This is a genomic window from Domibacillus antri (genome assembly GCF_001936625.1).
GTDB lineage: Bacteria > Bacillota > Bacilli > Bacillales > Domibacillaceae > Domibacillus > Domibacillus antri.
The window spans coordinates 55,762-68,358 of record NZ_MSDU01000027.1 but is presented as its reverse complement, the minus strand read 5'-3'; the positions used below and the strand labels follow the sequence as shown (position 1 = coordinate 68,358).

The 12,597-nt window shown below is 43.5% G+C and carries 11 protein-coding genes and 1 pseudogene; 10 read left to right on the top strand and 2 right to left on the bottom strand.

Translation table 11 applies throughout. The features are described from left to right. The first annotated feature begins 140 nt into the window (after positions 1-140). From BTO30_RS12325 to BTO30_RS12290, 8 genes and pseudogenes are all read left to right on the top strand, one after another. Positions 141-1,640 (top strand): sugar ABC transporter ATP-binding protein, encoded by a 1,500-nt coding sequence (locus BTO30_RS12325; protein ID WP_211272842.1) that lies wholly within the window; start codon positions 141-143, stop codon positions 1,638-1,640. Then, on the top strand, positions 1,621-2,619 hold the full coding sequence (locus BTO30_RS12320; RefSeq protein WP_083632409.1) for an ABC transporter permease: 999 nt from the start codon (positions 1,621-1,623) through the stop codon (positions 2,617-2,619). The genes BTO30_RS12325 and BTO30_RS12320 overlap by 20 nt, the downstream gene beginning before the upstream one ends. 14 nt (positions 2,620-2,633) lie before the next feature. Continuing rightward, positions 2,634-3,812: a Gfo/Idh/MocA family protein gene (locus BTO30_RS12315; RefSeq protein ID WP_075399022.1), complete on the top strand. Its 1,179-nt coding sequence runs from the start codon at positions 2,634-2,636 to the stop codon at positions 3,810-3,812. Next, complete coding sequence (locus BTO30_RS12310) at positions 3,809-4,780, top strand: sugar phosphate isomerase/epimerase family protein (protein ID WP_075399021.1); 972 nt, start codon at positions 3,809-3,811, stop codon at positions 4,778-4,780. The genes BTO30_RS12315 and BTO30_RS12310 overlap by 4 nt, the downstream gene beginning before the upstream one ends. 28 nt (positions 4,781-4,808) lie before the next feature. Beyond that, positions 4,809-5,843 carry a zinc-dependent alcohol dehydrogenase family protein gene (locus tag BTO30_RS12305; RefSeq protein WP_083632408.1) on the top strand — a complete coding sequence of 345 codons (1,035 nt, stop codon included), beginning with the start codon at positions 4,809-4,811 and terminating at the stop codon, positions 5,841-5,843. A 163-nt stretch (positions 5,844-6,006) separates the two neighbouring features. Beyond that, positions 6,007-6,702, top strand: a pseudogene (locus BTO30_RS12300) (sugar phosphate isomerase/epimerase family protein); the annotation flags it as partial. Positions 6,703-6,844: 142 nt separating this feature from the next. Further along, on the top strand, positions 6,845-7,138 hold the full coding sequence (locus BTO30_RS12295) for a putative quinol monooxygenase (protein ID WP_075399019.1): 294 nt from the start codon (positions 6,845-6,847) through the stop codon (positions 7,136-7,138). An 86-nt stretch (positions 7,139-7,224) separates the two neighbouring features. Further along, entirely contained in the window at positions 7,225-8,397 is a 1,173-nt protein-coding gene (locus BTO30_RS12290) for a substrate-binding domain-containing protein (RefSeq protein ID WP_075399018.1), read from the top strand. Positions 8,398-8,444: 47 nt separating this feature from the next. On the opposite strand, the gene BTO30_RS12285 is transcribed toward BTO30_RS12290, so the two are convergent. Further along, positions 8,445-8,780, bottom strand: coding sequence for a hypothetical protein (locus tag BTO30_RS12285; protein ID WP_075399017.1), 336 nt, complete (start codon positions 8,778-8,780; stop codon positions 8,445-8,447). Then, positions 8,755-9,036, bottom strand: a complete 282-nt coding sequence (locus BTO30_RS12280; RefSeq protein ID WP_075399016.1) for an MCP four helix bundle domain-containing protein — start codon at positions 9,034-9,036, stop codon at positions 8,755-8,757. Before BTO30_RS12280 ends, BTO30_RS12285 begins: the two co-directional genes overlap by 26 nt. Before the next feature lie 529 nt (positions 9,037-9,565). On the opposite strand from BTO30_RS12280, the gene BTO30_RS12275 reads away from it, so the two are divergent. Together BTO30_RS12275 and BTO30_RS12270 are read left to right on the top strand one after the other, a co-directional pair. Further along, positions 9,566-11,722, top strand: a complete 2,157-nt coding sequence (locus BTO30_RS12275) for a malate synthase G (protein ID WP_075399015.1) — start codon at positions 9,566-9,568, stop codon at positions 11,720-11,722. Positions 11,723-11,774: 52 nt separating this feature from the next. Beyond that, entirely contained in the window at positions 11,775-12,542 is a 768-nt protein-coding gene (locus BTO30_RS12270; RefSeq protein WP_075399014.1) for an IclR family transcriptional regulator, read from the top strand. Positions 12,543-12,597 lie beyond the last annotated feature (55 nt).

The following is a 12,597-nucleotide window of genomic DNA, read 5'->3' as shown; positions in this document are numbered from 1 at the left end:
CTACCAAATTGCGGTCATTTCCGATGCGATTTTGGAATCTGCTGAAAAAGGTCAATGGGTCAATTTGTCAAAATAGGAAATGTAGACAAAATAGATGGAGGCTGCAGCTGCAGCCTCTGTTAAAAAGAAGGTGAATGAGAGTGGAACAGTCAATGCTTTCAATGCGCAATATTTCAAAAGCATTCAATGGAATTACCGTTCTTGACTCAGTTGATTTTTCTGTAAAAAAAGGTGAAGTTCATGCGCTTATGGGCGGGAACGGAGCAGGGAAATCGACATTGATGAAAATTTTAACAGGTGTATACACAGCCGATCAAGGTGAAATTTATATCGATGATCAGCTTGTTGAAATTAAAAACACGGACGACGCACGAAAAAATTATATTTCAATGATTTTTCAGGAGTTTAGTTTAATTCCTACCTTAACCGTTGCACAAAACATTTTTCTGACTAGAGAAGACAAGACGTCAATTGGATTATTAAATGATAAAGAATGCATAGCGAAAACAAGAAAATTATTGCAAGACCTCGAAGTGGACATTGATCCGAATGAACTTGTCGGCAACCTTGGGGTTGGATACTGGCAAATGACGGAAATCGCGAAAGCGTTATCACAAGAGACAAAAATATTGGTAATGGATGAACCAACTGCTTCATTAACAAAAAAAGAGACAGAAATCTTATTTTCCTTTATTAATCAGCTTAAATCAAAAGGCTATGCGATTATCTATATTTCACATCGCATGGATGAAATTCTTGAAATTTGTGACCGCATTACGATTTTACGCGACGGAAAACATGTCGCTACTGAAGATTGCAAACAAATCGATCTCGACATGGTGATTCAGCACATTGTCGGATCGGGTATGGATAAAGCATTTGAATGGGTAGAGAGAGACTACGATAAAAACACTGCACCTGTGCTGGAAGTGAAAAATTTAAGCCTTGGCTCAAAAGTCCAAGATGTGAGTTTTAACCTTTTCCCAGGGGAAATTGTCGGCATTGCCGGATTAATGGGAAGCGGACGCACCGAAACTGTAAGCGCTATTTTCGGTACCGGCCCGAAAGACAGCGGGGATATCATTGTTAAAGGTGAAAAGAAAACGATTAAAAACGCATCTGACGCAGTGAAAGCGGGTCTGGCGCTTATTCCGGAAGACCGGCGCGTACAAGGATTGGTCCTGGAACATAGTGTTAAAGAAAACATTATGCTGCCTATTTTATCAAAAATGCAAAAAGGTCTGCTTATTGATGACAAAAAAGCGAATAAAGTAGCGAATGATTTCGTTAAAAAACTCAACATTAAGACAGATGATATTTACAAAACGACCAACTTGCTGTCAGGAGGAAATCAGCAAAAAATCGTTCTGGCTAAATGGCTGGCGAATGATCCATCGGTGCTTATGCTTGATGAACCAACGATTGGTGTCGACATCGGCGCTAAGACGGAAATTGTTGATGTCATCCGTGAATTAGCGGACAGCGGAAAAGCCATTTTGGTTATTTCTTCTGAGCTGCCTGAACTGCTTGCTTTAAGCGATCGTGTACTTGTGATGCATGAAGGAAGAATTGTGAAGGAGCTGCAAAGAAGAGAGATCAATACAGAGGAGGAACTACAACATGCAATCCAAGGATTCTAATGCAAATGGGGCAGTTGCTGTGGGAAGCCATACAGTTACACGTAAAAAAAGTTTTGACTGGCGCAACTATATTGTATATTTGGCATTTATCGGCGTTATCATTTATTTCTCGGCTACATTATACGATCAAGGCTTTGTTTCCACGGATAACTTACTGAACATTATCCGCCAAACAGCCATGATTTCATTAATGGGACTTGCGATGACGTTTGTTATCAGTACCGGGGAAATTGACCTTTCTGTCGGATCAATTGCCGCGCTGTCTTCATTGACAGCAGCTTTAACATTGCAGGCTGGTTACGGATTGATCGGCGGTGTGGCTGTCGGTTTAGGAACTGGGCTTCTTGTCGGATTGGTCAATGGATTGCTTGTCACAAAATTAGCCATTCCATCATTCCTTGTGACGCTTGGTACAATGGGAACCGTGGCGGGGCTTGCCATGTGGATTACGGATACAGCACCGGTACCGATCGTCGATTCAACATTTAATTTTGTTTTTGGTTCTGGAGACATTGGACCGATTCCTATTCTTTTAGTTTGGACAGTAGCGGCAACAATTATTGCACACATCTTATTGCGTAAAACATCGTTCGGCAGACAGACGCTGGCAACAGGCGGTAATGAAAGTGCAGCAAGATTTTCCGGTGTTAAAACGCAGCGCATTAAACTTCTTGTTTTCCTAGGTTCCGGTTTCATGGCTGGATTTGCAGGACTTCTCTATGCAGGCCGTATGCACGCAGGCCGTTTTACATTCGGTGAAGGGGATGAACTTTCTGTTATCGCAGCTGTTATTTTAGGCGGAACAAGCCTATTTGGCGGCGTTGGAACAGTTATCGGAACCGTCATTGGCTCACTAATGATCGGAACCATTAATAACGGCTTGATCATCATGGGTCTTGATGTCAGCCAGCAAATGATTATTAAAGGATTAATTATTATCCTGGCGGTGGCATTCGGTAAAAAAGCAATTAAACGATAAGAGGAGGGGCATTTATGAAGAAAGTGAAGGTCGGTGTGATTGGAACAGGCTTTATTGGTCCCACTCACATCGAAGCAATCAGACGGCTTGGTTTTGTCGAAGTAGTCGGTCTGGCAGAGCATGGACAGGAAGCAGCGGAACGAAAAGCGGCTGAACTTGGCATTGCAAAAGCATACGGTGATTACCGTGACATGCTGAAAGATGATGAGATTCAGGTTGTGCATAATTGCACACCGAATCATCTTCATTTTTCCATTAATAAAGAAATTATTTTAGCCGGTAAGCACGTCTTATCGGAAAAGCCTCTAGCGATGTCCAGCAAAGAGTCAGCAGAATTGCTGGCTCTTGCAAAAGAACATAATGTGGTACACGGTGTGAATTTTAATTACCGTCAGTTTCCAATTGTGAAGCAGCTAGCTTCGATGATAAAAAATAATGAGCTCGGCAAAATCAACTTAGTACACGGAAGCTATTTGCAGGACTGGTTACTATATGAAACAGACTTCAACTGGCGTTTGGCGCCCGAAGCCGGCGGCAAATCGCGGGCAGTTGCAGATATTGGTTCTCACTGGTGCGATACGGTTCAATATGTAATCGGTAAGAAAATTGTCGAAGTATTCGCGGATCTGGCGACGGTCATCCCAGTCCGAAAGAAAGCGTCATCAGCAGTTGCCACATTTGGCGGTCAGCAGTCAGACGAAGAAACATATGAAGAAGTGCCGATTAACACAGAAGACTATGCATCTGTTCTTGTACACTTTGAAGATGGGTCCAGAGGGGTCTTCACCGTTTCGCAAGTCAGCGCCGGCAGAAAAAATCGGCTTAGTTTTGAAGTAAACGGCAGCCAAAAATCGGCACACTGGAATCAGGAAGAGCCGGAAAAATTATGGATTGGTCATCGTGACAGAGCGAACGAATTACTGATGGCAGACCCGGCTTTATTCGCACCGGAAGTCAAATCATCCATTCATCATCCAGGCGGACATAACGAAGGTTGGCCGGATGCACTGAAAAATATGATGATTAATTTTTACAGCTTTATCCGCGACGGAAAAGATCCATCTCAAGATGAAACAAATTTTGCCACATTTGAAGATGGACATATTTCGATGTGTATTACCGACGCCATTTTAGAAAGCCATGAACAGCAAAAATGGGTAAAAGTTTCTTCAGTACAGGAGGGGTCATTGTGAAACTAGGTGTCTTTACCGTTTTGTATCAAAATCTTCCGTTTGAGGAAATGCTGGACAAGCTGAGTGAAATGGGTGTCGAAGCTGTTGAACTCGGAACAGGAAATTATCCCGGCAACAGCCATTGCAACCCGGATGAGCTGCTCGACAGCCCTGAAAAAGTGAAATCATTTCAACGTGCGCTTGAAAGCAGAGGAATGATCGTCAGCGGATTAAGCTGCCACGGCAACCCGCTTCATCCAAACAAAGAGCTTGCGGCAGAGTCACATGAGGTCTGGAAGAAAACAGTAAAGCTTGCGGAGCGTCTGGAAATCCCGGTTGTCAATGGGTTTTCAGGCTGTCCAGGAGACCATGCTGGAGCGAAATTTCCAAACTGGGTCACATGCTCATGGCCTCCGGAATATATGGAGGTGCTGGACTGGCAATGGAATGAAGCCGTTATTCCGTACTGGAAAGAAGAAGTGAAATATGCTGCTTCACACGGCATTAAACAAATTGCATTGGAGATGCATCCGGGATTTGTTGTGTACAATCCAGATACGTTGTTAAAATTGCGCGAGCAGGCGGGAGAAGCCATTGGAGCGAATTTCGATCCGAGTCATCTTCTTTGGCAAGGCATCAATCCGGTGGAAGCGATTAAAAAGCTAGGAAAAGAAAATGCGATTTATCATTTCCATGCGAAAGATACGTATTTAGATCAGGCAAACATCAATGTGAATGGTGTACTCGATACAAAACATTACAGCGACATCTTAAATCGTGCTTGGACATTCCGCTCAGTCGGCTACGGCCAAAGTGAGAAAGCGTGGAAAGATATGATGAGTGCGCTGCGGTCGGTCGGCTATGATTACGTTGTGTCGATTGAACATGAAGACATGCTTGCTTCAGTTGATGAAGGATTAGGCAAAGCCATTTCGTTATTAAAAGATGTTATGTTCAAAGAAGAAGTCGGCGAAATGTGGTGGGCGTAGTCTCTATTAAAATAATGGAGGGATATTAATGACAATGCAGGCGGTAATTTTTCCAGGAGATAAAAAAGTGGAAATACAGGAATTTGATATTCCGACACCTGGTCAAGGAGAAGTATTAATTCAATTAAAGGCTTCAGCGATTTGCCGCAGTGATATGAGTTTGTATTATGGAACATCTGTTTTTGGAGATGGCAACAAAAAGGCCTCCATTATTCCAGGTCACGAACCGGCTGGCGTTATCACAGAAGTAGGACCGGGTGTGACAACGTATAAAGCCGGTGATCGTGTCGCGGTTTATTTAGCTCTTGGATGTGGTGAATGTGCACATTGTAAAAGCGGCTACAAAATGTTTTGCAAAGAATTTAAATGTATAGGATTCGATTCTCACGGGGGAGATGCAGATTACATGGTGGCCCCTGCAGAGAATTGCATGAGACTACCGGACGATATGAGCTTTATTACTGCAGCTGTCTCAACGGACGCTGTTGGCACATTGTATCATGCACAAAAACGATTGAATATTTCAGGAAGAGACACACTAGTTATGTTCGGTCTTGGACCAATGGGCAATGCCGGGGTTATGATTGCTAAAGGTCTTGGTGCAACAGTGATTGCTGTCGATATGCTGGATGAACGATTAGAAATGGCGAAAGAGCTTGGCGCAGACTATACGATTAATGGAAAAGATGCGAATGTATTAGAAGAAATTGCGCGCATCACAAACGGCCAGGGAGCGGATGCGGCAATTGATTGTTCCGGTAGTCCATACGCTGAAAATGATGCACTAAGCTGTGTACGCCCTCATGGACGAGTCGCTTTCATTGGTGAAAGCAAAGAAACGACGATCAAGCCGAGTGAGCAGTTGATCCGCAAACAAATTATGGTGATGGGATCATGGTATTTCCCGATTCATGAGTATGAAGAAATCGCCAATTTTATCGTAAAAAAAGATTTACCAGTCGAAAAATTGGTGACACACAAGTTTCCGCTGACAGAAGCAGAAACAGCATTCCGGTTATTTGATGAAAGAAAGACAGAAAAAGCCGTATTTGTTTGGGAATAAATCAAAAGGGAGAGAGAAGATGAAAGGTATTGCTTTTAATACGTGGCCGTACAGCGGTTTTCCGGTTTGGGTTCCTTCTTATCCATTGGATGATGTCATTAACCGACTGTCATCATTTGGCTACGACGCGATCGAGATTGGCTGTGCCAGTCCGCATGCGTGGCCAGACTATTTGTCAAAAGAGCGCCGACAAGAAATTTTGGCGCTATTGAAGCAAAAGAATTTAAAAGTGGCTGCAATGCTGCCTGCTCCTGGTGGCGGCCCGGGGATGAATCCGAGCTCTCCATTGTCTGAAGAAAGAGCATTTACAATCAATCACTATAAAGAAGTGGTACGCCTTGCCCATGAATGGGAGTGTCCGACAGTCATGTGGATTGCTGGCTGGGTTGTTCACGGCACGCAGCAGCAGGATGCATGGAATTATAGTTTGGAAGGTCTCGGAGATGTAGCGAAATATGCAAAAGAGCTGGGCGTTACTATGGTAGTCGAACCGACTCCTGCTGACAGTAATTTAATTGAAACAGCGGATGATGCTTTGCTTTTAAGTGAACAAACGGGCGCATCGAACGTTAAGGTGATGTTTGACACATTCCATGCGTTGTATCGTAACGAAGTAGCCAGTGATTATGTGTACAGAATGGCGGACAAACTGCATCATGTTCACATTGCTGACAGCGACCGTCTTCCTCCTGGACAAGGAAGATGTGATTTTCCAGCTGTTTTAAAGGCATTAAAGGAAATTAATTATGATGGTTATTTATCGATGGAAGTCGGGTTCCATACGAGACAGGCAGAGCCTGACTGGTATGCGAGAACATCCATTGAATATTTGAAAGAGGAATTAGCGAAGTTAGGTTAGCAGTAACGTTGTATTAGGAAGTTGAGCCGCAATTAAATGCGGCTCAATTTTCCACAAATGGAGGATGACCAAAGGGCCGTATCAATTGTACATTCAATATAAAAGCCGGCAACATTTATCCGTCCGATAGGAGGACTCACTTGTGATTATTATCCATGCATTCCTAAAGGTCGATCCAACACACCGTGATGATTTTCTGGAACAGGCAAAAAAAGTAACGGTTCTTTCCCAAGCAGAAGAAGGAAATATCAGCTATCAATGCTTTGAAGATCCGGAACAGCCAAATGATTTTGTTTTTCTAGAGAAGTGGAATGATCAGGCGGCGGTTACGTATCACGAGGAAACAGCCCATTTTAAAACATTTGTTCATAATGTTCCAGGTGTTTTACGCGAGCCTTTACATGCAGAAATATTTGATGCAACTGAAAGGCAATAAAAGATAGAAGACGAAGGCTATCTGAAGGAACACTCTTTTAGAGAAATTAAGAAAACGGTTTCAAATAAGATAATGGAGGGGTTAACATGAAAAAGACATTATTATTATTTATGACAATCCTATTTGGCGCAATTTTTGCCCTTGCAGCGTGCGGTAATCAGGATTCTTCATCTTCGCCGGAAGGAGAAAACGAAGAAAAAGCAGCGGAACTTCCTGAAACAGGTGCCCTAACGATTAACGAAGATATTCCAAGTGACCGTGATATTTTAAGTAAGGGACCAAATGGTGAGCTTGCGATTTCAGCGAAAACACTTCGTTTGTCTGAAGAAGAAATTGCGAAAGTAAAAGAAGGTAATTATAAAGCGGCCATTGTGATGCACTATGCCGGAAATGACTGGTCTAAAGCACAGATTGATGGATTAGAAGCAGCCTTTGATCGAATGGGAATTGAAGTGATTGCCGTAACAGATGGTCAGTTCAAAGCAGAAAAGCAAGTATCTGATATTGAAACAGTATTAGCGAAAGACCCTGATATTATTGTGAGTATTCCAGTTGATCCTGTTTCAACAGCGGCAGCGTATAAAAAAGCGGCGGATGCAGGTGTCAAACTGGTATTCATGGATAATGCGCCACAAGGTTTAACAGCTGGCACAGATTATGTCAGCGTTGTTTCAGCGGATAACTACGGAAATGGTGTAGAAGCGGCTGAAATTATGGCGGCACAGCTTGAGGAAAAAGGGAAGATCGGTGTCATATTCCATGATGCGGATTTCTTCGTTACACGCCAGCGTACAGAAGCGTTTGAAAAGACCATCAAGGAAAAATATCCGAACATTGAAATCGTGGCACGCAGCGGGATTACAGATCCGAATGCAGGTGAGAAAATTGCCTCTGCCATGCTGACGAAAAATCCGGAATTAGATGGCATCTTTGCCGTATGGGATGTACCGGCTGAAGGCGTTCTAGCTGCTGCCCGTACAGCAGGAAGAGAAGATCTTGTCATTACAACGATCGACCTTGGCACAAACGTGGCGCTTGACATTGCTTCAGACGGAATTGTTAAAGGTCTCGGCGCACAGCTTCCTTATGATCAAGGAGTTGCGGAAGCCATTCTGGCAGCTCAATCGTTACTTGGAACGGAAACACCGCCATACGTGGCTGTTCCTTCACTGAATGTAACAAAAGATAATATTTTAGAAGCGTGGAAAATGGTTTACCATACAGATGCACCTGACGTTATTCAGCAGGCGGCTCAGTAAAAAGAAGTTAAATAACGCCCCCGTGTTCACTCGGGGGCGTTAACTTTTTAGCTTTTAAACTGGCTGACCGCTTTTTGAAGCTCGTCCGCAAGATGGGCAAGTGACTGGGCGGAAGCCGCGATTTCTTCTGTTGTTGCCAGCTGTTCTTCTGCTGCAGCGGAGCTTTCCTGACTGGCAAGCACACTGCGTTCAACCGCTGTATTGGTTCTGTCGATCGCCTCGACAATACTGGAACTGCTGTTTGCAATTTCCTGAGTAGAGGCAGAGGCTTCTTGAACATTTCGTGTGACAATATCCATTTTTTCATGAATATCTGTAAAAATGGCTGTAACGGCATCTGCTTTTTGAATTCCCGTTTCAACCGCCTGAACGTTTTTCTCCATCTGGATGGAGGTAGATTGTACTTCTTCTTGAATTTGACGGATCTTCGTTTAAAACAGCCTGCAGCATATTAACCCGTGTGTTTTCAGTCATCGTTGATAATCTGACTAAATTGTTTGACACCGCAAGGCCTTCATCATGCATTTCATTAATTGATTGGCTGAGCTGGCTTAAGGCGATAAAACTAAAACCGATAAGTAAAAGTAAAGGCAAAAGCGCCGCTGTAAAAGCAACTTGCAATTTTCCGCGCAGTTTCATCATACATCCCTCATTAGTTATGAAATTGAATCGAAAGTCATAAAACTATCATACTATGGTTAGGAAGGTGTGGCAGTATTTTCACTGAAGAAAATTGTGTGAATTTTTTGAAAAACTTTACAAAATGGCGTAATTTGTCAGAATTCGTCTTTATTTAATCAAAACCGGGAATGATGCAAAAAGTACAGGATATTCGTCATAAACTTTTCTATATCAACTCCGTAACAAGGAGAACGATAAATAAAGGCATATTGATCATGCCTTCTAATATCCATTGATTTTTACTAGTGGTATACTGGATGCAAAAAAGAAAGGGCTGGTGTAAATGGGCGAAGCGGCTCTGCAGGTTATTGTTTTTGCCATCGTGTTTTTTGCGATGATTAAGTTATATCCGATTCTGCAAAAGTTATGGAAAAAATAAACGGCAAGGTTTTTGGAAAGAGGTTGAAATTTTCTGAAAACCATGCTACTCTTTTTATGTATAATTTGAAACGCTGTTGCGTAATAAGAAACAAAGGGGATGTTTTTTATGGGGAATTATGTGAAAGCGGGTTCATTACAGGTAGATCAGCAGCTGTTTGATTTTGTGAACAGTGATGTCCTGCCGGCAGCGGGTATCGGTCTCGATGAATTCTGGAATGGTTTCAGCGATCTTGTCGCTGATTTGACACCGAAAAACAGAGCACTGCTGGAACGCCGTGATGAAATACAGGCGCTCATTAACAACTGGCACAAAAACAATGAATTTCAGTTTGAAAGCTACAAAGCTTTCTTGGAAGGGATCGGCTATTTAGAACCAGTTGTTGATGACTTTTCCATTTCGACTGAAAACGTCGATGATGAAATTGCTTTGCAGGCCGGCCCGCAGCTGGTTGTGCCGGTGAACAATGCCCGTTATGCGATCAATGCGGCGAATGCGAGATGGGGAAGCTTGTATGACGCCTTATACGGAACAGATGCCATTTCAGAAGAAGGCGGCGCGGAAAAATCTGGGGGCTATAACCCGGTGCGCGGTGAAAAAGTCATTTCATTTGCGCGTGAATTTTTAGATAAAGCGGCACCGCTTGAACGCGGCTCACATAAGGAATCAACGAGCTACAGTGTTGAAGGCGGTCAATTAACTGTCACGTTAAAAGACGGGACAACAACACTAAAAAAGGCGGAACAGTTTAAAGGAGTTTCAGAGTCTGGTATTTTATTTGAGAACAATGGCCTTCATTTTGAAATTCAAGTCGATCCGAATCATCCGATCGGTCAATCTGATCCTGCCGGTGTGAAAGATATTTTAATGGAAGCGGCGATTACAACGATCATGGACTGCGAAGATTCTGTGGCAGCGGTCGATGCGGAAGATAAGGTACTTGTCTATAAAAATTGGCTGGGACTTATGAAGGGAAGCTTATCGGCTTCATTTGAGAAAGGCGGCAGACAGCTTCAGCGGACATTAAATCCTGACCGCCAATATACAGCGCCGGATGGAAGCACGTTCACACTGCACGGCCGTTCAATGATGTTTGTCCGCAACGTCGGTCATTTAATGACAAATAATGCGGTACTTGATGCAAATGGACAGGAAATATTTGAAGGTATTCTGGATGGCGTGATCACAAGCGCCATTGCAAAATGCTCGCTTAACGGCCGTTCGTCTCTTCATAACTCAAAGAAAGGGTCCATTTATATTGTAAAGCCGAAAATGCATGGATCAAAAGAAGTTGCGTTTGCCAACGAACTGTTTGACCGGATTGAGGATTTGCTCGGCATGCCGCGCAATACGCTGAAAATTGGTGTCATGGATGAAGAAAGACGGACGTCTCTTAATTTGAAAAATTGTATCGAAGCTGTAAAAGAGCGCGTCGTCTTTATTAATACAGGTTTCCTTGACCGGACGGGCGATGAGATGCATACGTCGATGGAAGCAGGTCCGATGATCCGCAAAGGAGCTATGAAAACATCTACATGGCTTGCCAGTTATGAAAAGTCCAATGTTGTAAATGGACTTGCAGCCGGTTTCCAGCACCGTGCTCAAATCGGAAAAGGAATGTGGGCGATGCCGGATTTAATGGCGGACATGATTGAACAGAAAATCGGTCATTTGAAAGCCGGCGCCAATACGGCATGGGTTCCATCACCGACAGCAGCTGTCCTTCATGCCCTTCATTATCATGATGTAAACGTGTTTGATGTTCAAAATGAATTAAAAGAAGAGAATGCTGACTACCGTGACGATATTTTACAAATTCCAGTTGCGCAAGAAGCGAACTGGAGTGCAGATGAAATACAACAAGAGCTTGATAACAACGCGCAGGGTATTCTCGGTTATGTAGTCCGCTGGGTGGAGCAGGGCGTCGGCTGTTCGAAAGTGCCGGATATTAATAATGTCGGGCTGATGGAAGATCGTGCAACGCTCCGAATTTCGAGCCAGCATGTTGCCAACTGGCTGCATCACGGCATTTGCACAGAAGAGCAAGTAATGGAAACATTGAAACGGATGTCAAAAATAGTTGATGAACAAAATGCAGGAGATCCAGGCTATCGTCCGATGTCGCCGAATTACGATGATTCTGTTGCCTTCAGTGCCGCATGTGACCTTATCTTTAAAGGATATGATCAGCCAAATGGCTACACAGAGCCGATTTTGCATCGAAAACGTTTAGAAGCGAAAGAAAAATACAGCATCAAATCATAAAAGAAAAGGCTGGCCGCGGCCAGCTTTTCTTTATGGAAAGAAGGCGATTCAATTGGAACGTGAAAATGTAGTAAAGTCTGTTGCCCGCGCACTGGATATTATTGCGCTGGTCAGTGCTTCAAGGAATGGGCTCGGCGTTACGGAAATTGCGAATCAAATGGACATTAATAAAAGCTCCGTTTTCCGGACGCTCGCAACGCTTATGCAGTACGGATACATTGAGCAAAACGAAGAAACCGGACGGTATAGAATCGGGTACGCGTTTCTCGATGTCAGTTCCAGGCTGCTTGATTCACTTGATGTGCGTTCCGAAGCTCAGCCGGTTTTAAAGCAGCTGGAGGATGAAACAAATGAAGTGGTTCATCTTGTTGTCTATGATCGCGGGGAAGTCGTTTACATCGAAAAACTGGACGGTCATGAAGCGCTTCGAATGCATTCGAAAGTCGGAAAACGGGCACCCGTCCACTGTACATCGGTCGGAAAAGCGATACTTGCGCATTTGCCGGCAGCTGAAGTCATTGATATTCTTGACCGGAAAGGGATGCCGGTGCATACAGAACATACGATCACGTCAAAACAAACTTTTTTAGAGGAATTAACAAATGTCAAAAAGAACGGATATGCCCTCGATTTAGAAGAAAACGAACCGGGAATCCGCTGTATTGCCGCTCCAGTTTTTGATCATAACGGCAATGTCGCAGCAGCTGTTTCCATTTCCGGACCTACACTGCGCATGACAGATGATCGGATTAAAACGCTTCAGAAACGAATGATTGAAGCAGGTGCCCGAATATCGAAACGGCTCGGATTTTTTCGTTAAGAAAATATTCATATTTTGGAAAACAAGCCGATATTACTAGTAACGTTAAGAAAAG